Origin of the sequence: Acinetobacter sp. Tr-809, assembly GCF_011753255.1 — a bacterium.
In the GTDB taxonomy this organism is placed as follows: Bacteria; Pseudomonadota; Gammaproteobacteria; order Pseudomonadales; family Moraxellaceae; genus Acinetobacter.
The window spans coordinates 96882-118296 of record NZ_VWVZ01000005.1; the positions used below are offsets into that span (position 1 = coordinate 96882).

Sequence of the window (21415 nt, forward strand, 5' to 3'; positions counted from 1 at the left end):
CATTATAGTGAGTAGATTTCCAGGCTTTCACAATGGCAGAAATAGCAATCCATCCGTCGGGAAAAACTTGGGGATTTTTTAACTGTATAAAATTACAGCATATTTCATTTTAATATTCATATAAATATAAGATTTTAAATAACTTTTAAAAACAACTTTCCAGTCATAGCATCGCTGTACTTTTACTAGGCGAAAATCTTTCAATCTATTAGAATAATCCAGTTAATTCCTCGTCGAGCTCAGTCCTTTGAACAACGATTCTTCTCAACTTCAGCGTGGACTAAAAAACCGCCATATCCAACTCATTGCGATGGGTGGAGCGATTGGTACGGGCTTATTTTTAGGTTCTGCGCAAATTATCCAGTCTGCTGGGCCATCTATTATTTTGGGGTATGCGATTGGCGGCTTGATTGTTTTTCTAATCATGCGTCATTTAGGTGAAATGATTGTTGAAGAGCCTGTTGCAGGTTCATTTAGCCATTTTGCTTATAAGTATTGGGGTAAATTTCCAGGCTTTATAACGGGTTGGAACTATTGGGTGCTCTACATCCTTGTTGCAATGACTGAGCTAACGGCAGTAGGTAAATACATTAATTACTGGTGGCCACAAATTCCTGCATGGCAATCTGTATTATTTTTCTTTGTCGTGATTACAGCAGTGAACCTGACCAATGTTAAGTTCTATGGTGAATCTGAGTTCTGGTTAGCAATCATCAAGGTGACTGCCGTAGTTGCTATGATCTTGTTTGGCTTGTTCTTACTGTTCACTGCGGATTCAAACTCAACAGCCTCATTTAGCAACCTTTGGTCACAGGGCGGCTTTTTCCCACATGGCTTCGATGGCTTGTTTTACATGCTGGCTTTCTTGATGTTTGCCTTTGGGGGAATTGAGCTCATTGGTATGGCCGCAGCAGAAGCCAAAGACCCAAAGACAACAATTCCGAAAGCGATTAACCAAGTCGTTATTCGTATTTTAGTATTCTATGTGGGTTCTCTTGCTATTCTCTTGTCACTTGTGCCTTGGAATCAATTGGATCTCGGTGGCTTAGATAAAAGTCCATTCGTGATGATTTTCAGCCAAATGGGGATTGGTTGGGCAGCCCACCTACTTAACTTTATTATCCTGACAGCAGCATTGTCGGTGTATAACAGCGGCATGTATGCCAATAGTCGAATGGTATTTGGTCTAGCTCAACAAGGTAATGCACCAAAAGTATTTACCAAAACCAATAAACAAGGGGTTCCTGTTCCAGCAGTACTGCTCTCAGCTTTCCTAATCTTTGGTTGTGTATTACTCAACTACTTTGTGCCTGAAGATGCCCTCGGACATTTGATGTATGTGGTTGTTGGTGCTTTAGTTTTAAACTGGGCAATGATCAGTTTGACCCATTTGAAATATAGAAGTTATATCAAAAAAGCTCAAATTAAAACCTCTTATCCAGCGTTATGGTCTCCGTTCAGTAACTATTTGGTATTAGGTTTTATTGCTGTTGTGCTTTACATCATGTGGCAACAAGGCTTCAAAGAATCTGTACTGATGATTCCGATCTGGATCGTAGGTATGTTTATTTTCTATAAGTTTTTAAATCGTAAAACTGAAAATTAACATTTGATCGGTTTCATTAAAAAGTGATTGCTTCTGCAATCACTTTTTTGTTTTAACCATCAAATTTTTTAGTTTTGATGGTTAAAACATTCCAAGAAATTAAAAATTTTAACTTTAAATATCTGTTAAAAAAACTAAACAGTATGTTCTTTATATAGCTTGATATTATGCCCTAACAAGAATTAAACAGAGGGGAAAATAAATTATGACAACACCTTATATCGTCATGGGCTGCCCTACTACTGGCGGTGGTCAAGTTATATCAGGTAATAGTACGTTCCAAGTTGAAGGTATTCCCATCGCTTGTGTTGGTGACAAAGCCACATGCCTAAAACATAAGACTCTTGCAACAATCATCACTGGTGATCCTTATATGCAAGTTTTAGGCAAAGCAGCAGCAAGAGTGAATGATAGCCTTTCATGCGGCTGTAAATTGCTTCCTAAACAAAATCTAGTTGTTGGAGCAACGGAGTCAGGCAATGGCTCTGGATCTTCTAACTCATCTACATCAAATTTTGCCCAAACAAATCATCTTATTTACGATGAACAAATTATTGCTGTCGATGAGCAAGGTGCACTTATGCCAAATATCAGTTATTACATTGAAACGGTAGAGGGTGAAATATACAAAGGCAAAACTGATAGCTTTGGAAATTGTCCAAGAATCGCAACTTCAAAGAAAAGTGAATTAAAAGTCTGGCTAGGTGATGATGCCGAAATTAAAATAAATGAGGCTAATCAAACATGACAACCCAGCCCAAAAAAGTACCAACGAATAGCTCTAGAAATTCTACCACTCAAATAACTGTGAATCGTAAAAACAGGATTATCGCTTGGGGTGGAGCTTATTCTAAAAGTGATAATCACACCTTTTTAGACACTGCAAACAATCTACAGAGGGCTTATAAAAATAAGGATGGAAGCAAATACAATATATTTGTGAGGGAGATTAAAACTAAAGATGATTTTATTGATCTGATTAATCGCCAGCCTGAAAATAGCATACGCTCATTAGATATATTCACTCACGGCGGCGAAGATTCACTTTACATGGTATCTGTACGCCAATCTGATAGCTGGTCCCCGAGCCAATATCGCTTATGGCGTTATGCATTTCACAATAAAACTTTTTCATCTTCGGACTTATCCTCTTTGCAGTATAAGACTTTTACACAAAATGCAAAAATAGAGATTCACGGTTGCCAGACTGCCGCAAATCCGCAAGCTGCGAATAATCTTGCTTCTGAATGGTCTAAAAAGCTGTATAGTGCAGGTAAAACACAATCATCCGTTATGGGACACACCACGAATGCCAGCCCTTTAATTAATGGATCTAAGACCACTTCGTCAGAACAATCATATATGTGGCAGCAGCGTGTTGCATATAGGAATGGGCGTATTATTCTGGATACAACAGAGAAAGGATTGATTGACGAAGTTAAGCTGTCGAAGTAAGAGAAAATTATGATTGATAATCCAAATTTTTTTACAAATGCTCTTGTTTATTTTTTCGGGTGTCTCGTTCCTATCTTTTTTATTCTGGCTCTTTATGCGCCTATTGCACCAGAAAAATTTTCTAGACTCTCAAAAAATAGATTAGCTTTGTTTATAATTTTTTTACTATTGGCGATAGTCTGTTTTGGTTTAGCTAACTTATTTATCCCTAGAGGCTTTCCATAAATTTATTTTCTCTTTAACAGCTGATCGGTTTCATTAAAAAGTGATTGCTTCTGCAATCACTTTTTTGTTTATAATCATAAAATTATGCGCTTATAGCTTAACTGGATAGAGCAGTTGCCTCCTAAGCGACCGACGTGGGTTCGAGTCCCGCTGAGCGCATAACCCATCTTCATTTTCCTTATGCAGTGATGGAAGACTTTAAATATCCCAGTTCTTTTCAATAGCAGTAATCTGGCTATATACGCTTTGGTACTCTGCCTGCTTCACTGTGCACCAAAGATCAACAAAGGCTTTGCCTAGATATTCCGTTAAACAGGTATTGGCTTTCAATAATTTTAGTGCTTGCATTTGCTCGGTTGGCAAGAACACATGTTCACTTTTAAGTTTTAATTGATGTGCTTGCTTAGGAATATCCAATTGATTCGTTAAACCATGTAAAGTCCCAATCAAAATTGTTACCAAAGCCAGATAAGGATTACAATCGGCTCCCGCAACACGATATTCTAAACGCTGATTTTCTTGATCTGAACATGGGATTCGAATTGCTACATTCCGATTATTCAGTCCCCAATTGGCTTCCAAAGGAACATGATTACCCAACTTGAAGCGACGGAAAGAATTTAAATTGGGTGCCAAAATTGCCATTGAATCTGGCATCAAAAACAACAATCCACTCACTGCTTTTAATAATGCATCAGCTATATACCCTTGTGATGAGCTAAAAAGATTCCGTTGGTTCTGATCCAAAAGACTCATATGGAAGTGCATACCACTACCCGCTTTATGCATTTCAGGCTTAGCAAGGAAGTTTGCACGCAGACCATGCTTATTCGCAATCTGTTTGATGGTTCTTTTTAGCAACATAATCTGATCACATAAGGTCAAAAGATCCGTTGTATGTTGCAGATTAATCTCATACTGGCCAGAAGATGATTCGGAAACAATTCCTGTAATTTGAATGCTCTGCTGTTTTGCAACCGCTTCAATCTCATTCAGAATATCTTGATAATGATCAGAGGTATTGATATCAAAGCATTGTGACATCGTTTGTTCAGCATCATTAGCCTCACGTAAAGGATGTAAATAGAACTCAACTTCTGCAGCAATACGGGGGTAGTAGTTTTGCAGCTGTAATTGAGAGAGCATTTTCTTTAAAATATTTCTGGGCTCTAATAGACAGTCCTGCTGATGATCATCTTTCATACTGAGCAGTAATTGGGCTGTTATTTCGGGTTCAAGCGCATGTGGCTTTAATGTTCCTAAAACAGGCTCACATAAACGATCAGGTTCACCAATATATTTACCAAGCCCTGTTTCCTCAATCACTTTACCATCCAGACTCATGGCATAAATCGACAATGGGAAATAACAGCCTTTACTCAAATTTTTTAGGCAACCGACATCTATCCGTTTACCGCGTAAATGCCCATTTAAATCACATAAATAAATATCGACGTGTTGGGTCTGTGGGTAATGTTTTAAATAGGTTTCAACTTCTTCTATAAATCCTTTTTTTTGCGAAACACCGTCAACATCATTTTTCGAGGCTGCGGTATGAATATACTTTTTAAGCGCAGATGGATGATTGATCTCAACAAGTACAGCACTCATAGCTGAAAGCTCAAGTTATATAGATAGATTCAGCTTAGTTGAGCCTTAGGCAGAAGTAACGTAAACAGTGCGTAAATTGACTATGCTATTGAATAAATTTTTTATAAAAAGCAGAAAAATAAAAGCCCACAGTGCATGAGCTTTTATTATTTAAGAATAAATTACTGAATTTTGCCTTCAATCAACTGTTGATTCAGTAAAGTTTTAGCTTGCGATTGCAACTGTTCAACTTTCACTGTTTTCCCTGCAACCGACTCAGCTTGGTCATTAAAATAGCTAAAATGAGACTTTTCATTTTTCTCAGCAAATTTTAATGCCACAATTTGATTTTGGTTAAACGCATTACTCCAAGCACCTCTGACTGCGCTCCAATAAGCCGCATTAGTTTTCCAATAATCATAAGCAGGTTTAAAGTCATAACCTTCGATTTTGTTGTATTGATTAACCCCAAGTTCGCGTGCAAGTGCGGTATTGGTTTTACTATCAAACTTAATATTGTCTTGCTCATGTACCCAACCCGTTGCCGTGAGTGCATGTCGATTGATACCAATAATCACATCATAGTCATTACGTGTGGTATGTTCACGACGAGGCAATGGACGATAGGTTTCATTGGATACCCATTCAACAGCACCATTATCTTTAGTCCATTTACCTAAACCAGCATAACGGGGTGAATCATCCACTTGCCAAACAGTTTGTAGCCACTTGCCTTGGGTCTCTGCTTTTTTTAGCTCAATGCTTTTCCAACGATAGTCGCCAATATAGCTCCACATTTTAGTTGGTTCATATTCCCAGTCTTGTCGCCAGTGTTTTACCACATGCCCACCAGCCACCAAGATATGCTGTAGCGATACTTTATTGGGTGTGTTCTCTAAGACGATGACCGTTTCATGCCCACTCGATAAATCATCATCTTTGAGTTCATAACCTTGTTTAAGTGAATAAAGCTCTTCAAAACGAAAGTCGACTTTGTATTCCCCTGCCATTTTTAAAATGGCTTGGCGAGCTTGTTCTTGAGTCAGATCTTCATGTAAAGATTGCTGTTGTAATGCCTCAGCTAATTTTATTGGCTGTTGTGCAGCATTTACACTTGTTGTCCCCAGAACAAATGCCATAACCAAAACATAAGACAGCTTAAGTTTCATAAAAAAATCTCAATTCAACACTAAAATACTGATTCAAATAAATAAAACAACTTTTCAAACTCTAGTTGCATGTATCTTTTTGAAATAAACCTGTAAAGCATTGTAAATTATTGTGAGAATGATTACCATTTATATTATGGAATAATTTTCATTGCGATCAAATATTGTGAATATGCTGTCTCCTCAATTTTCGTTTAAGCCTAATTTTTTATTTGCTTCCCTTTTAGCAGCAGGCTTAATTTCTCCATCAGCTTATGCAATCGAGCAAACAACTGATACAACTGCAAAAGCACCACTTCATGTTCTTGACACGATTGTCGTGACAGGAACTCGTTCAGAAAAAAAATTAATTGATAGCCCAATCCGAACTGAAATTATCAGTGAAGATGAACTGAAACGGACCAATGCCATAACCTTAAAAGATGCTTTGGAAAATATTCCAGGGATTCTGTTAAGAGAAATTCATGGCAAATCAGGCTATGAAATTTCATTGCAAGGCTTGAGTAGTGATCAAGTCCTGATTTTGATTGATGGCTTACCGCTTGCTGCCAGTACCAGTTCTACCGTTGATTTGGATCAATATTTAATTGGTGGTATTGAACATATTGAAGTGGTTAAAGGCGCTGCATCCGCACAATATGGCTCATCTGCGATGGGTGGTGTGATTAATATTATTACCAAGAAAGTTCAGGACGGTGTCTCAATTTCAGGACAGATCGATATTGGTTCTTATGGCAAACAAAATGCGGATGGAAAAAACACGTCCATCAACAATCACCATCAGAAAATCAGTATTGAAGCCGCAAATGCAAATTTGAAAGGCCGAATTATTGCAGATCAATTCACTAATGATGGATTTGCGGTAGAACCTGATGCTTACCCACGACAAGGAGATGAACAAAAGCGTCAACAATATGCTGTTTATGGTGCATGGCAGGCCTCAGATCAAGTTATGCTTTGGGCAGATTTCAATGAATATAAAGAAAAAGATCATCAACGCAGCTTAAATTTTGTTCCACCCTTTTATTTAAAACAACACAAGATTGAAGATATTGAACGTCAACGCTTTAGCGCAGGGTCTCAATTCGACCTTATGAATACTGCCAAAGTTGATTTAAAAGCAGTCCATGAAACTTATGACTCGACTTCTACTCAAACTTTAGATGGTTATCTATCTGCATTGAGAAACTCAAAACAAGAAAATAATCATTTCAGCTCTCAGCTCACATTCCCTAAATGGCATAAGCAAAATTGGCACTTGGGCTATGACTGGCATGAAGAAAAGCTAGAACAGAGCAACAATGGAAAATTTGAGATGCAAGGTGGCAGTGTTAAACGTGATCGCCATGAATTCTATATTCAAAATGATTTCAATTTAGTCGCCAATCTTGATGCGGTTATTGGTTGGCGTTTCCAAAATGATGATGATTTTGGTGACCACAATGCCTTTAAACTCAGTACTAAATATCGCTTTTATGAGCAAAATGATTTATTGGCAGATCTTCGCTTAAGCTATGGTCAAGGCTACCGTGTTCCCAATTTAAAAGAACGCTTCTATTCTTTTGATCATAGTCACTTAGGCTATATCGTGATTGGTAATCCAAACCTAAAACCAGAGTCATCGGATAGCTATCAACTGGGATTAAGCCTGGTTCAAAATGAGCGTTGGAATGCTGACTTCAATCTATTCTGGAACGATGTTAAAGATCTCATTCAAACAGACTATGACAATGCCACAACGCTAAATGGTATAACCCAATATAGCTATAACAACGTTGCCAAAGCTGAAACTAAAGGCTTTGAAAGCTCAGTTAAATGGAATCTGACACCGTATTTTTCACTCAATGGCGCATATACCTATACCGAAGCCAAAGATAAAACGACAAATACACTTTTAACAAGACGCCCAAAACATATCGCGCGTTTAGGGGCTGATTATGCCTTGAATGATCAAGTTGATTTGACCTTCCGTACTCGTTATCAAAGTGATGAATATGGTGATAGTGCCAATCAACATAGCTCCCCGAGCTGGATCACTTTTGACTCACAAGTTGATTACCGCATCAACAAATATATCAGTGCCTTCGCAGGTATCGACAACATTTTCAACGAACAACGTGATTTCTCTGCAGCTTTCGATTATCGGCCTATTTCTGGTCGTTATACCTATATGGGTCTGCGCTTTAACTGGATGAAATAATCTTTAAAGGATAACTGGACAATGTCTCATTTAAATTTAGCTAAATTATTTGCCCTCAGTACTTTAAGTACTCTGCTCATCGCTTGTGGTGGTGGAAGTGATGGCTCACCTTCAAATAATGGCGGCTCAACCAATCCCCCTACAACACAGACAGATCTCTTTACAGTCAAAGCTAAAGAATGGTCTTTTCAAGGAAATACTACTGAAGCCCAATGCTATGATATTGATCTTCAACAAGCAGCTAACTGCTCTGGTACGGATTGGGATATCAAAGCAGTAATGAATCGTGGCACACCAACTTTTTCGAGTAATGGTGGTGCAAGTGGGAATGGTAAAGCAGCTGTTCTTTATTCACCATTTGATGCAACATGGGCTAACTTATCCAAGCTAATTGATGCAAATAAACAAGGAAATGATGCGATTCCTGCATCGGCATGGTCTCAAGATGCATATAGCAATGGATTTACCGCAACAACAGGTTATAGCTTTTTAGAATATAATTTGTTTGGCGATCATCGTATGTCACCAAATTTTAAAATCTATTTTGTCACCACAGATACAAAAAATCTCAATACGGTTGGGACAGAAGACAAACCTGTGTATGCAGTACAAATTTATAATTATTATAATCAATCAGGTACTTCAGGTTATATCAGCATCCGCTATATTGATACACGATACCCTGATGTTGTTAAAACAATTGAGAACGTCGATGCAACAAATGGCTGGGCTTATTTAGATCTAAAATCTGGTGTTGCAACAAACTCCGCAACACAACCATGGCAGTTAGCTTTTAATCGTTACAATGTTCAAACCAATACAGGTATCGGTAGTACCATTGGTTTACAGCCTACTGGTTTTTATGATGCTGATAGTAAACCGATTATCAATAAATTTAAATCAGCCACGGTTTTTGTAGATACTTTAGCTGAACTTAAAGAATTACCAACAACAGTAAAACAAGTAAATAGTTGGACAAATAATGGCGTTAAGTCATTACTCAACCCAGCCTATAAAGGTGCATACGGTAGAGAACCGCTTAATTTTGGCTGGTACACTTACTATTCAACTGATGCCTTAGCTGCACCGGTTGGTTTAAAAGCCCATATGATTAAAGCAAATCCTGAAGCCGCATCTCTTATTCGTGGTAATACAGGCAATAGCTATGCACGTCTACATCTGAAAGATGTTAAATATGCAGATCCAAGTAACGCCTCAAGTGCAACCACATGGACCTTTGAGCTAGATATCCAACCTGCCAAATAAGCCATAAAAAACGGAGCCATGCTCCGTTTTTTTACAAATTCATTCAGGTCTGATATGTATCAATCAATCACTTGAACTGGCTTTATACGTCTAACTCTAATTGCCAACTCTTTCAGTGCATGATTGACCAATACGACCAACATAAAGCCAATCACAAAAGAACCTATCACATCAAATGGGAAGTGAACACCTACAAAAACTCTCGATAGTCCGACAACAACACTACACAATAATCCAATCAGACCAATCTTTTTAAAACCCGCCATCCAATAAGAAAACCCAATAATCACAACTGTGATTGTATGTTGACTTGGGAACGATGAAGTTGAGCCATGACCAATTAACTTATGACCTAAGTCGATTTGAAATGGACGAGGATGATGATAAAAGAATTCAATAATGTCGCTTAAAAGTAAAGAAAACAACACAATCACTAAAGTTTTGGCAAATAAAAGACTATATGTTTTCCATTGGATTACCAATAAAAATACAAGAAAACTGATCAATACTGTATTTAAATCTTCTGCTAAAAAAATTGCGATTTTGTCTAAAGCAGGATGCTCTTTTGCAAAAGAATTTATGCTATTAAACAATGAGATATTTAAATCTTTAAAAATCATTTCCTTTTCTATCCACACTATCCATGAAGATCAATGCGCTCAATATACAGGATAATAATGAAGAAATTATTAATAATTTTTATATTTTATTATTCACATATTCCAAAAGGATTTAAGTCAAGTATTGCTTAATCGGCAAGCAAAATAGGTCAAGTAAAATCATTGATAAATAGGACAAAATTATCCTATTTATCAATGTTAATTGACTGAAACTTAGAACTTAAATTCTAAACCAGTACCCGCAATCGGTTGCTTATCTTTAGCACTTGCTTGCTCGAATGTTGAATATCCAGCATAACCATAGACTTTCACTTGTTTGTTAAATGAATAATCTGTTCCTAACAAAAGTTGTTTGGCATCGAAGTCCTCATTACCATTGTTAAAACTGGTGCTGTTTTGGCTATATTGCCCTTTCACGGTCCACTTAGATTGATTCGGTAGCTTATATTCCGCACCAATCAGCCAACCTTGTGAATTATCAATACTACGGATGAATCCTTCTGGGTCTAAAGTTGTTGGATCTACAACTTTATTGCCTGGCTTATCTACAACCTTTGATGTCTGATAAAGCGCTTTTATGGCAAGTCCTTCAAGTGGCGTCAAACGACCAATGACACGTACAGTATTCGCTGCCGCAAACACCTCATCCACTTGCGTTTCTGTTTCTGCTGCATTCAATAAGCCATGCCCTAAGAAATCACTTGGAATCGCTTTGTCATAACCGACACCAACTAAGAATACTGGATGGCTATAGCTCAAGGATGCCGACCAAGCATCGCCTAAGCCACGCCCCGCGGTATTCACTCCACCGCGTTTATCATCTTCAATCCCGCGGCTTTCTCCTGTTGCAAGTAGAACACTTGCTTCCAAGTTACCACCGTTCAACGCAATTTCAGGGGAGTCATAAACCACTACATTATTCACACGATTTTCACCTGTCATAATGCCTGTGATATCTGCTTTATTACTAATATAATTATTAAAACTATCAACAGGGCTCGATAAATCTTTTAACGGTGTATTATGTTTACCGATTTTGACTGTACCAAAACGATCATCTTTCAACCCGACAAAGCGATTACGTTGCGACCAATCAGTTTTATCACCGTCTGCATAAAATGCCCATTCCGCTAAATAAACCGCACTTAAATTTTCGGTTAATTTTTCCTCGCCTTTAATTCCGACAAACGAACTATTGCTATTTACTTTCCAAACATCATGATCTGCCGAATTTGCATTTTTTTCTGGTAGATAATCAATACTTGCATCAATTTCTCCATAAAATTTTGGCGCTGCAAATGCAGAGCTTGTCGCAATACTTATCATCGTCGCGAGTACAATTTTCATCTTCATTGTTATGTTCCTAACCATCTAAAAAAGTGTAAAAAATCCCTATTTCGCTATATTTCAAGCAAAATTTTAAATTAAGTGGGAATGCGTAAATAAGTATGCTTTTATATTCTCATGAATATAAAAGCATTATAACAAATTGATTTACATATTATAAAATGGAAATACACCGAATATTAAGGCACTACCCATCAACACGCAGCAGGTAATAAATGCCCATTTCAAAGTGAATTTCTGATGATCACCCATTTCTACAGCAGCCAAACCACATAACAAGTATGTTGAAGGAACTAAAGGTGATAACAAATGAATCGGTTGTCCAATAATCGACGCACGTGCAATTTCAACTGGTGCAATGCCATAATGCGATGCAGCTTCTGCAAGAATCGGTAAAACACCGAAATAAAAGGCATCATTAGACATAAAGAAGGTTAAAGGCATACTCAAGACACCTGTAATCGGTGCCAAATAAGGTCCCATGCTTGGTGGAATCACAGCAACAAACCCTTTAGACATCGCTTCAACCATGCCTGTACCCGATAAAATTCCTGTAAAGACACCTGCAGCAAAGATCACACCAACAACTGCTAGTACACTATCCGCATGCATGGCAATCCGTTTTTTCTGCATGTTGACGCATGGATAATTCACGACTAAAGCAATACAGAAACCGAGCATGAACAGGATAGACATTGGTAAAATCCCTTTCACCAAAGAAGCCATTAAAACTAAGGTCAAAATACCGTTAAACCAACGTAAATGAGGACGCTGTGCTTCTGGATCTTTTGAGATCGAAATATCATCCGCATGGCTAATATCGACCAATTCAATCACACCTAAGCGTTTGCGCTCGTACATGCCATACAGATAGGCCAAGAAGAATAACCAAGCAGCCGCCACAATCATCGATGGAATCATTGGAATAAACACTTCACTGGCATCAACTTGTAATGCACTGGCAGCACGGGCTGTTGGTCCACCCCATGGCGTCAAATTCATCACACCACTACAGAGGAGCATCAAGCAGGTCATGATCAGTGGATTCATGCCTACACGTTTATACAAGGGCATCATTGCAGCCACGCAGATCATATACGTGGTTGAACCATCACCATCTAAAGAGACCAATAATGTTAGAAAAACTGTACCTAAAGTGATTTTTAATGGATCGCCTTTTACTTTCTTTAAAATCCATCTTACCGAAGGGTCAAATAACCCCGAATCAATCATTAATGCAAAATATAAAATAGCGAAAAGAAGCATGACGCCTGTTGGTGCGAGCTTTTTAATACCCTCTAACATGGTATTGCCAAGTTCGGCCAATTGAATATGACTTAAGCTGTCAAAATAAAAACCTAAGCCCCAAGCGATAATAGCAAATATGAATGGGATTAAAATTAATGCAACTAATGCACTGAGACGTTTTGACATGATCAAATACATAAAGCACATGATCATGCTGATACCTAAAAAAGTCAGCATTGAATGCAATCCTTAGCATAATAAGTTTTTTTAATGGGTAGACCCTACCCTAATCCAGCACAGATTCTATGCGATTTAACTTTAGGTAATTCATTTAATTTAATTATATAACCAACACACCCATTCACATGAAAAATACCTTAAAAGTATGCAAATATACTTTTAATTGTAAGACTTTAATTATTAACATATTTTTAATAAAAAATTTAGATCAATCGATCAAAACACCTGAACAATAACCAATCAAAATGCTATATATTTAAAATATCAATGCAATATTATGGTGCATTTTTTGATTAAAAAATAACATTTTTCAATTAAATGATAATTAAAATAAATATCATTCATTTATAAAACTTCTATTCAAGTTAAAATAAACATCTGTTTATTATCACTTCAACAATTATAACAATCATTATTATCCTGTGATATTAAAATTAAATTAAAAAATTCATACTTTGAGAATAAAACCTATTTTTAAAACTAAATTATCTTATTTTTATCCGCTCGATATTCATTTGGTGAAATCCCAACCCAATTACGATAGGCTTTCCTAAAATTTGATGTATCAGAAAATCCTAAGCGTTCTGCAATTTCATCAATACTCAAACTTGTTGCCAAATATTCATCTGCAAGTCGCCTTCTGGTACTGTCTAAAATCTCTTGATAACTGACTTCCGCATCTGCCAAACGGCGGTATAAAGTTCGCTTGGATAAATGCAATTGATCTGCAATCTCTTGTGCAGTTGGAAAGCTGCCTACTGCATCTAATAAGATCAGACGAATCGTACGAACTAAATCGGGTTCTTGTTGATCATCATCGCTACCCAGCATCCTTTCACAAAAAGACTGACACATATCAGCAGTAATCGGATTGGCATTGGGGCAAGGCTTCTCTAGCCAATCAAGATCAAAATGCCATTGCATTACGTCAGTATCAAACTCAACTGGACAACGAAAAACCTTTTCATATTCATCTGCATAGTCAGGTGCAGGATAAGGAAGTAACAATTTTTTCGCTTGAAATGGTGCTTCTAATACACACTCAATTAGGGTCTGCATTGAACTAAACCAAAACTCACATACCAAAGGCAATAATTTACCGAGCGCGATAATTTCATGACCTTCAAAAATGGCAACTTGCTTTTGGATCGAAAAGGTTTTCTTGAGAACTGGCGCCGCAAGTTTGATATGGCGAATCCCAAACTCTACCGCCTGCCGAAAATTACGAGAGGAATACAGTGCATAACCATAGACCCCAAAGTCCGAAAGGCGCTGTTTTTGCCCAGCTCGTATACCAATAAGCGGATCTTTTGATAAACGCTGAATCGTTTGAAAAAGTTGTAATTTTTGATAGGGGGAGATGTGAGAAGCCGCACTATTTAGTGCATCTTGAGAAATTCCTGTACCCGTTAAAATCTCCTCCAAGCGATAGCCTTGCTGTTGCATAGCCTCCAGTAGACTAGTTAGACCTAAAATCGGTGTGCCTTGACTCAACTCTTTTTGATCATAACGCGCTTCGACTCGTACTGGAATAAGATCCTGTTTACGCATTTTTTCACCTCATCCCTTGAGTGATGATGCATAATGGCACTAAATTACTCTTTGTTGTCTCAATTTAACATCGACTACAAATCTCATCAATCATAAAGTCTATTCTACTAATAAGCATGAAAGGAGCAACAATGACACTTTCAACTTCACAACCATTCAGTGATCCTGCAACCGAACATATGTATTCTGTGTTTAATCAACAGCGTGCTGCTTTTGATGCTCAGCCCTACCCAGATCTTGATAATCGACGTACAAAATTATTGCAAATAAAAAAACAAATTATCCGTTATCAAGATGTGATTGCGACTGCAATTAATAGTGACTTTAGTTCACGCTCGGTAGATGAATCTAAACTGCTTGATTTGCTCGGCTCCGTACTCGAAGCAGAACATGCGATTCGCCATTTACGCCGTTGGATGCGGCCAAGTAAACGTCATACTGAATTGCTATTTTTATCGAATCGCCTACGTGTGCAATACCAGCCTAAAGGTGTAGTAGGTGTTATTGTTCCTTGGAACTTCCCTGTTTATTTAGCCTTGGGGCCATTAATTGCCGCAATTGCAGCAGGCAATCGGGTGATGATCAAACTACCTGAAGTGACTCCAGCAACCAATGCTGTGGTTAAACGAATGTTGGCTGAAATTTTTAGTGAAGATGAGGTTGCTGTTTTTGGTGAAGAGATCCTTGATCCAGCACAATTTACCTCGCTGCCATTCAACCATATTGTATTTACAGGTTCACCAGCGATTGGTCGAGTGGTGATGCGTGCAGCCGCAGATAATTTAACCCCAGTCACCTTAGAACTTGGCGGTAAGTCCCCTGCTTTAGTCAGCCGCAACTATCCGCTTGCTGATGCAGCAAAACGCGTTCTACATGGTAAAGCGACCAACTGTGGTCAAATCTGTGTTGCGCCCGACTATGCACTGGTGCCAAAAGAAAAAATCGATCAATTCGTTGCAGAATGCCAAGCGAATTTCACTGCGATGTATGGCAATAATATTAGCCAAAACCCAAACTACACGTCGATTGTGAATGATCGTCATCTAAAACGCTTGCTTGATATTTTGGATGATGCCAAAGCCAAAGGTGCTCAAATCATTGCATGTGGTGAATATGATCGAGATAAAGATGCACGTCGTATGCCTGTACATATCGTACTGAATTGCACAGCAGATATGCGGATTCTAAAAGAAGAACTATTTGGTCCAGTTTTACCTGTGGTTGCTTACGGTACAGTGGATGATGCAATTCAATATATTCAAGCGGGCGAACGACCATTGGCCTTATACCTCTTTACCCACGATGCCAATGAACGTGATTATGTCTTAAAACAAACCCATTCAGGTGGTGTGACTTTAAACGATTGGGGTTGGCATGTGGTCAACCATGATGCACCATTTGGTGGTATTGGTAACTCTGGCATGGGGACATATCATGGAGAAGAAGGTTTCCGTGAGCTTTCCCATGCAAAAACTGTTTTTGCACGTCATCGTTTCTTCCCAACTCAATTGTTCTATCCTCCATACGGTACTTGGGTACAAAAACTGGCTTTACGTTTCTTCTTGAAACAAGGTGATCCAAATATTAAATAAGATTTAATATTAAAAAAGCCTCTTGTTGAGGCTTTTTTAATATGCAGATGACAATGGATTACTTCACAACACCGTCTTGTTGATATTTAGGTGAACGAGGTCCGTAGAGCAAGCCCAGGCCGGGGTTGTGCTGCGTTGGTGTAAATAGTTGGGTATTTACAATCGTTGCCAAAGGATAAGCACGATCATTTAAGCTACCCGCAATCTGTTCAACCAATGCGCCAACAAGTGCAGTGAGTAAATCATTATTACCGCTATTGCTGGATTGAACGGCTTTCTTCTCACCAGTCCAAAGTGTCTCATTGGTTTTTAAATCAACCAGTTTTGCCTCTACACTAACTGCCGCAACACTTTGAATGACTTGATACTTGGAACCGTATTCTTTAATTCGAATATAAAGTGCAGCATCAGCACCAAAAATTTCCTGTAATTTCTGTGGTGAGATGCTTTGTGCATCATGACCATTGGTCACGCCGTTCTCTTTAAACATTGAGTCGACAACAGAAATTGGAAAGACATAGTAACCCGCTTCGGCAACTGGTGTGATCACAGTCGGCCAATAGCTATAAGTTGCTTTTACATCTGGAGAATCATTGACAGGTGGTAATACCAAAATTGATTTTGGCATATGCTGTTTATAAGCAGTCATATCTTTATTGACTACAGGAGAAGATGCACATCCTGTGAGTAACAGACCAGTGATGACAAGACTCGAAATTATACACTGCTTGATCATGACTTGCCTGATCCTACATTTGTACTCATTTTCTGTAATAAGCGATCCATTAATACCGTTGACTCAGGATAAACCTGTCGCTCTAACTGAAAATATTCAGTTGCTTTTTGCGCATTATTTTCCTGCAAATATAACAAGCCCAGATGTGCATATAGACCAGGTGGGACTACAAGATTTTTGCCTTTGGCTTTTTCTATTTCAGCTTCCAACTTGGTTATTTGTGCATTCGGCATCGCTTTTTCTGGTGCGTTATACATCAAATAGGTCTGCTGTGTATAAGAGCCCCAACTATATAAAGGTTGAGGCCCCGCAGCACAGCCAACCAAGCCGATCGTGATTAGACTGGTCAACAGAATTTTTTTCATTTCTACAACAATCCAAGCTTATTGAGCAGTCCAACGATTATTCTGGATATCAGTCACTAAGTTATTCACTGCTTCACGTACAGCCAAGTCGAGAACTTTACCGTTTAAGGTCGAATCATAAGAGGCTGTAGAACCAAAACCCAGTACTTCACGAGCACTTAAGGCATACTCACCCGCACCTTGTACTGAATGTACAATTTCTGAGGTCTTAACATCGACAATATTTAAATTTACTTTTGCATAGGCAACTTGTTGCTTACCGCGTCCTAAAATACCAAATAACTGTTGGTCACCCACTTCTTTACGACCAAACTCAGATACATCACCAGTAATGACATAACGAGCACCCTTAATGGTTTGGGCAGTATTGCTATAACCAACTTCTTGCTTAAGTTCGGACAAATTGTCGCGGTTTAATACAGAAAAATAGCCTGTTTGCTGTAGATGCGTTTCTAAAATAGTTTTTGCCTGTCCACCAAGACGGTCGACATTATCTGAAAATATGCCTCTCATATAGCTTGAACGATTATCAAACTTACCGATCGACACAGGTACTTTCGCCCCATTATATTTAATTTGCTGAACTGCTGCGGTCACCTGAGGGCTTTGAATCACTTTTGATGTTTCTGTGGTTGAACAGGCCATTAGACCTAAAGAACTGAATGCTGTAATCGCTAATAATTTTTTCATTTTGACTCTAGTAAGACATTAAAAAAGCCTTATAAGTATATACTAAAACAGTGATCCAACTCACCTTTTATACTTATCAGCATACACAAAAACCAATAAATAGCATTATAATACAGTGTATTACAAATACTATCACCAGCTATTCTCCAAACCTCAATCCGACTCCAGCAATCGTAAAAATATATTTAGGTGTTATTGCAGAATCTCCGATTTTGGTTCTGAGCTTTTTCACCAAGATCCTGAGATAATGAGTATCTTCTTCATGGGTAATCCCCCATAACTCGGTCATAATTTGTTTTTGTGTCACAATCTTGCCCTGATGGCGAATCAATAAAGCCAACAATTGAAATTCTTTTTTGGTCAAGGCGATTTCTTCACCACCCAGCTTGGCTGTATGCTCAGCAACATCAATACAAAGTTGTCCATCATTAAAGACTAAATGGTGCTCCAACTGTTGTGGCATATTCCTAAACATCACTCGAATACGCGCACATAACTCCTGGATACTAAAAGGCTTGGTAACATAATCATTCGCCCCTGCATCCAATAGCTTAATTTTCTGGTTTTCATCGGGACGCGCAGATAACACAATCACAGGAATAGCAGACCATTGTCGTAACTCAATCAAAACATCCTGTCCATCCATATCTGGTAGACCAAGGTCGAGAATCAACAAATCCGCACCACGTGTCGCCAGAACCTCTAATCCTTTCATGCCATTTTCAGCTACATGAACTTGATAACCTTGGGCACGTAAGGCAATATCCAGAAACTTCCGAATTTGTGGTTCATCATCAATAATGAGAATAGATGCTTGAGAATTTAATGTTTGCGGCATAGATGATAATTTTAATCCTGATGCAGTGGTAATCGTATTCTAATTAAAGTGCCCTGACCATATGTACCTGCCAAAGCTTCAATACTCCCCATATGCGCCCCAATAATCGCTTTGACAATTGCAAGACCTAATCCAGTGCCTGTTTTACCGCGATCCCCACGTTGCATGGTATAGAACATATCAAAGATTTGCTCTCGCTCCTCTTCTGGAATGCCAACACCTTGGTCAATAATATCAATCTGAAGATCACCTTCATCCTGTTGGATCCGTACTTCAATTGGCACATTATCAGGTGAAAACTTAGCTGCATTTTCTAGCACGTTAAATATCGCTTGCTCAATCAAAGCAGGATGTACATACAACTGTGGTAAATCTTGTTTTATTGCTACATCAATGTTGACCTTAGGCTGATAACGTTTAAGTCGCTGCGTGGCAGAACCAATCAACTCTTCTACCCCAATCCAGTCCCGACTTAAGCTTAAACCTTGATGACCTAATCGGGTCATATCCAGTAAATTTTGAATATAGCGATCCAGCCGTTCACCTTCAACATGAATGGTATCCAGTAAACTTTCTCGATCCGCTTCAGACATTTGCTCGCCATAGTATTTCAGGCTGTCTGCTGAACCAATCATTGCAGCCAATGGTGAACGTAAATCATGGGAAACAGATGAAAGTAAAGCTGAACGTAACTTTTCAGTTTCAGCAACTACGCGGGAGTTTTCCAACTGTAAGGACAACTGTACGCGAGAAGCGGTTTGAGCAATATCATCAATCATTAACTCAGCTAAACGCTGCTGCTCAAAACTAATGCTATCTGTATTTTGATTAAATCGAATAGCGATAACACCATAGTCCCCCACCAAATTCAGTGGATTAAACCACCATGCTGATTGAGTTAAAGTATTGGTAAAACGTCCACATGGCTTAGCATTTTTCTGAGTCCAATTTGCCGCAATTTGATCTTTTTCATTAAATAAACGGCTATCCCCTAATTCCTTTGTTCCAATTCTTAGCCAAACTGTTGCATTTAAAGAGCTTTCTAAATGCTGCTTGGCAATATTCAAAACTTGTTCAATATCGACACAACTGGATAGTTTTCGTTCTAATTCCTGCATTTGTAAGGAAACTGAATTCGCTGCACGTAAACTTAGAACCTGAGCGCGTAATTGATTAGCTAAACGTCCAACCAGCAAAGCCGAAATGATAAAAATGATGATAGTCATCACCCCACGCTCAGCACTAATTCGCAGCGTAAATCGAGGTTCAATGAAAAAATAGTTATACAGCAAGAAGCAAATCAACACACTGATAATGGTAATGAACATCCGTGCTCGCATTGCAACCACAAGCACAGTAACCACAAAGATTAAAGCCAGTTCACTATAACCAATAAAATGATCACTTACCGTTGCAGTAATCAACCCCAGCAAAACAATCAAAATGCTTTCAATCATCTCTCGTGGGTTAAATGCCAAGCCTTGTTCTAACCAAGAAGAATAAGCCCTATCTGTCTGTGGCTTAGCCTCATTATTATTGTTTTTAGCTTTTAAGGGTTGAACAAAAGTGATCTCAAATGGATGCTGTTTTTCCAAAAGTTGATCAGCAATATGATCTGAAAACAGACGTTGCCAGAGCGATTTTTTGGGACTTTTACCGAGTAAAATATTGGATGCACCATAATCATAAGCAGCCTGTAAAATGGTCGATGCAATATGATTGCTATGTAATAAATAAGTATCAGCTCCAAGTTTTCTTGCCAGATTAAAAGCTTTGGTTACCGCAAACACTTGTGTATTGGAATTCTGGCTTTTTTGAATCGAAATCACACTCCAGATTGCATTGCGTCTTTCTGCAATACGATGTGCACGTCGAACTAAATCTTCCGAAAACTCCGAGCCATCAATCGCCAACATTACATGATTTTGAATAGGGATAATCTGTCCTTGGGCAACAAACTTTTCCCGATAATCAATTTCAACCTGCCCTGCAACTGTTTGAATCGCCAAATCACGTAAAGCGGTTAAATGTGCAGGTTTAAAAAAGCCTTGTAATGCGTGTGGTGCGACATCTGCCAAATAAATCTTGCCGTGCTGCATTCGTTCCAACAGCTCTGGAACGGGCAAATCAACCAGACGGATATCTTTCAAGCGTTTTAATAACGCATCGGGAACCGTTTCGCTGACCCGAATGCCCGTGATTTGATAAACCACATCATTCAGACTTTCTAAATGCTGAATATTTAAAGTGCTATACACATCAATGCCTGCATCCAGTAATTCATTGACATCCTGCCAGCGATATTCATGTCGGCTATTGGGTACATTACGATGCGCGAGTTCATCCACCAAAACAATTTCAGGTTTTAATTTAAGAATTTGATCAAGATCCATCTCCTCCAAAATTCGACCTTGATACTCCACAGCCTTCCTTGGAACAACATTGAGTCCTTGAATTAAACGCTCAGTATCAGATCGACCGTGAGTTTCAACCACCCCAACCATCACATGTTGCCCTTGCTGCATCAACTCATGTGCTCGAGTCAGCATGGCATAGGTTTTACCCACCCCTGGTGCTGCACCCAAGAAAATGGTCAAACGTCCAGACTGTTCACGCTGACTATGTGCCAACCATGCATCTGCTTTATGATTACGGTCAATCTGCATAAGTGCGCTCT

Annotated in this window: 17 protein-coding genes and 1 tRNA gene; 7 read left to right on the plus strand and 11 right to left on the minus strand. The window is 38.6% G+C overall.

Annotation, left to right across the window (positions count from 1 at the left end):
* Nucleotides 1–247: 247 nt before the first annotated feature.
* The 4 genes from F3J02_RS12225 to F3J02_RS12240 all read left to right on the plus strand — a co-directional run bounded on the left by F3J02_RS12225 (nt 248) and on the right by F3J02_RS12240 (nt 3445).
* Nucleotides 248–1606, plus strand: coding sequence for an amino acid permease (locus tag F3J02_RS12225; protein WP_167249662.1), 1359 nt, complete (start codon nt 248–250; stop codon nt 1604–1606).
* A gap of 205 nt (nt 1607–1811) precedes the next feature.
* A complete protein-coding gene (locus F3J02_RS18615) occupies nt 1812–2354 on the plus strand; it encodes a PAAR domain-containing protein (protein ID WP_228284349.1) in 543 nt (180 codons plus the stop codon).
* The gene (locus F3J02_RS12235; RefSeq protein ID WP_167249664.1) at nt 2351–3061 is read left to right on the plus strand and encodes a hypothetical protein; all 711 of its coding nucleotides are present in this window, start codon (nt 2351–2353) and stop codon (nt 3059–3061) included. The genes F3J02_RS18615 and F3J02_RS12235 overlap by 4 nt, the downstream gene beginning before the upstream one ends.
* Before the next feature lie 311 nt (nt 3062–3372).
* A tRNA-Arg gene (locus F3J02_RS12240) sits at nt 3373–3445 on the plus strand.
* A gap of 39 nt (nt 3446–3484) precedes the next feature.
* On the opposite strand, the gene F3J02_RS12245 is transcribed toward F3J02_RS12240, so the two are convergent.
* Entirely contained in the window at nt 3485–4897 is a 1413-nt protein-coding gene (locus F3J02_RS12245) for a glutamine synthetase family protein (protein WP_167249666.1), read from the minus strand.
* A 161-nt stretch (nt 4898–5058) separates the two neighbouring features.
* Nucleotides 5059–6045: a DUF6607 family protein gene (locus F3J02_RS12250; RefSeq protein WP_167249668.1), complete on the minus strand. Its 987-nt coding sequence runs from the start codon at nt 6043–6045 to the stop codon at nt 5059–5061.
* A 151-nt stretch (nt 6046–6196) separates the two neighbouring features.
* Between F3J02_RS12250 and F3J02_RS12255 the strand changes: the two genes are divergently transcribed.
* Nucleotides 6197–8245, plus strand: a complete 2049-nt coding sequence (locus F3J02_RS12255) for a TonB-dependent receptor plug domain-containing protein (RefSeq protein WP_167249669.1) — start codon at nt 6197–6199, stop codon at nt 8243–8245.
* A 21-nt stretch (nt 8246–8266) separates the two neighbouring features.
* Complete coding sequence (locus F3J02_RS12260; RefSeq protein ID WP_167249670.1) at nt 8267–9511, plus strand: HmuY family protein; 1245 nt, start codon at nt 8267–8269, stop codon at nt 9509–9511.
* 59 nt (nt 9512–9570) lie between these two features.
* Here F3J02_RS12260 and F3J02_RS12265 read toward each other — a convergent pair whose 3' ends face one another.
* The 4 genes from F3J02_RS12265 to F3J02_RS12280 form a co-directional block, all read right to left on the minus strand.
* Entirely contained in the window at nt 9571–10131 is a 561-nt protein-coding gene (locus F3J02_RS12265; protein WP_167249672.1) for an undecaprenyl-diphosphatase, read from the minus strand.
* Between the two features lie 213 nt (nt 10132–10344).
* Entirely contained in the window at nt 10345–11484 is a 1140-nt protein-coding gene (locus F3J02_RS12270) for a porin (protein ID WP_167249674.1), read from the minus strand.
* Nucleotides 11485–11625: 141 nt separating this feature from the next.
* On the minus strand, nt 11626–12963 hold the full coding sequence (locus F3J02_RS12275; protein WP_167249676.1) for a CitMHS family transporter: 1338 nt from the start codon (nt 12961–12963) through the stop codon (nt 11626–11628).
* A gap of 483 nt (nt 12964–13446) precedes the next feature.
* A complete protein-coding gene (locus F3J02_RS12280; protein WP_167249678.1) occupies nt 13447–14517 on the minus strand; it encodes an AraC family transcriptional regulator in 1071 nt (356 codons plus the stop codon).
* Between the two features lie 131 nt (nt 14518–14648).
* Between F3J02_RS12280 and F3J02_RS12285 the strand changes: the two genes are divergently transcribed.
* Nucleotides 14649–16109 carry a coniferyl aldehyde dehydrogenase gene (locus tag F3J02_RS12285; protein WP_167249680.1) on the plus strand — a complete coding sequence of 487 codons (1461 nt, stop codon included), beginning with the start codon at nt 14649–14651 and terminating at the stop codon, nt 16107–16109.
* A 58-nt stretch (nt 16110–16167) separates the two neighbouring features.
* On the opposite strand, the gene F3J02_RS12290 is transcribed toward F3J02_RS12285, so the two are convergent.
* The 5 genes from F3J02_RS12290 to F3J02_RS12310 all read right to left on the minus strand — a co-directional run bounded on the left by F3J02_RS12290 (nt 16168) and on the right by F3J02_RS12310 (nt 21404).
* Complete coding sequence (locus F3J02_RS12290) at nt 16168–16845, minus strand: DUF799 domain-containing protein (RefSeq protein WP_167249682.1); 678 nt, start codon at nt 16843–16845, stop codon at nt 16168–16170.
* A complete protein-coding gene (locus F3J02_RS12295; RefSeq protein ID WP_167249684.1) occupies nt 16842–17210 on the minus strand; it encodes a DUF4810 domain-containing protein in 369 nt (122 codons plus the stop codon). Before F3J02_RS12295 ends, F3J02_RS12290 begins: the two co-directional genes overlap by 4 nt.
* A gap of 18 nt (nt 17211–17228) precedes the next feature.
* Nucleotides 17229–17900 (minus strand): CsgG/HfaB family protein, encoded by a 672-nt coding sequence (locus F3J02_RS12300; protein WP_167249686.1) that lies wholly within the window; start codon nt 17898–17900, stop codon nt 17229–17231.
* Between the two features lie 139 nt (nt 17901–18039).
* On the minus strand, nt 18040–18738 hold the full coding sequence (locus tag F3J02_RS12305; RefSeq protein ID WP_167249688.1) for a response regulator: 699 nt from the start codon (nt 18736–18738) through the stop codon (nt 18040–18042).
* An 11-nt stretch (nt 18739–18749) separates the two neighbouring features.
* Nucleotides 18750–21404, minus strand: coding sequence for a sensor histidine kinase (locus F3J02_RS12310; RefSeq protein WP_167249690.1), 2655 nt, complete (start codon nt 21402–21404; stop codon nt 18750–18752).
* Between the last annotated feature and the right edge of the window lie 11 nt (nt 21405–21415).

Excerpts from the sequence above, each read along its gene's own strand:
- F3J02_RS18615 (WP_228284349.1), top strand. The coding sequence starts at position 1,812 with ATGACAACACCTTATATCGTCATGGGCTGCCCTACTACTGGCGGTGGT.
- F3J02_RS12235 (WP_167249664.1), top strand. The coding sequence starts at position 2,351 with ATGACAACCCAGCCCAAAAAAGTACCAACGAATAGCTCTAGAAATTCT.
- F3J02_RS12245 (WP_167249666.1), bottom strand. The coding sequence starts at position 4,897 with ATGAGTGCTGTACTTGTTGAGATCAATCATCCATCTGCGCTTAAAAAG.
- F3J02_RS12250 (WP_167249668.1), bottom strand. The coding sequence starts at position 6,045 with ATGAAACTTAAGCTGTCTTATGTTTTGGTTATGGCATTTGTTCTGGGG.
- F3J02_RS12260 (WP_167249670.1), top strand. The coding sequence starts at position 8,267 with ATGTCTCATTTAAATTTAGCTAAATTATTTGCCCTCAGTACTTTAAGT.
- F3J02_RS12265 (WP_167249672.1), bottom strand. The coding sequence starts at position 10,131 with ATGATTTTTAAAGATTTAAATATCTCATTGTTTAATAGCATAAATTCT.
- F3J02_RS12270 (WP_167249674.1), bottom strand. The coding sequence starts at position 11,484 with ATGAAGATGAAAATTGTACTCGCGACGATGATAAGTATTGCGACAAGC.
- F3J02_RS12275 (WP_167249676.1), bottom strand. The coding sequence starts at position 12,963 with ATGCTGACTTTTTTAGGTATCAGCATGATCATGTGCTTTATGTATTTG.
- F3J02_RS12280 (WP_167249678.1), bottom strand. The coding sequence starts at position 14,517 with ATGCGTAAACAGGATCTTATTCCAGTACGAGTCGAAGCGCGTTATGAT.
- F3J02_RS12285 (WP_167249680.1), top strand. The coding sequence starts at position 14,649 with ATGACACTTTCAACTTCACAACCATTCAGTGATCCTGCAACCGAACAT.
- F3J02_RS12290 (WP_167249682.1), bottom strand. The coding sequence starts at position 16,845 with ATGATCAAGCAGTGTATAATTTCGAGTCTTGTCATCACTGGTCTGTTA.
- F3J02_RS12295 (WP_167249684.1), bottom strand. The coding sequence starts at position 17,210 with ATGAAAAAAATTCTGTTGACCAGTCTAATCACGATCGGCTTGGTTGGC.
- F3J02_RS12300 (WP_167249686.1), bottom strand. The coding sequence starts at position 17,900 with ATGAAAAAATTATTAGCGATTACAGCATTCAGTTCTTTAGGTCTAATG.
- F3J02_RS12305 (WP_167249688.1), bottom strand. The coding sequence starts at position 18,738 with ATGCCGCAAACATTAAATTCTCAAGCATCTATTCTCATTATTGATGAT.
- F3J02_RS12310 (WP_167249690.1), bottom strand. The coding sequence starts at position 21,404 with ATGCAGATTGACCGTAATCATAAAGCAGATGCATGGTTGGCACATAGT.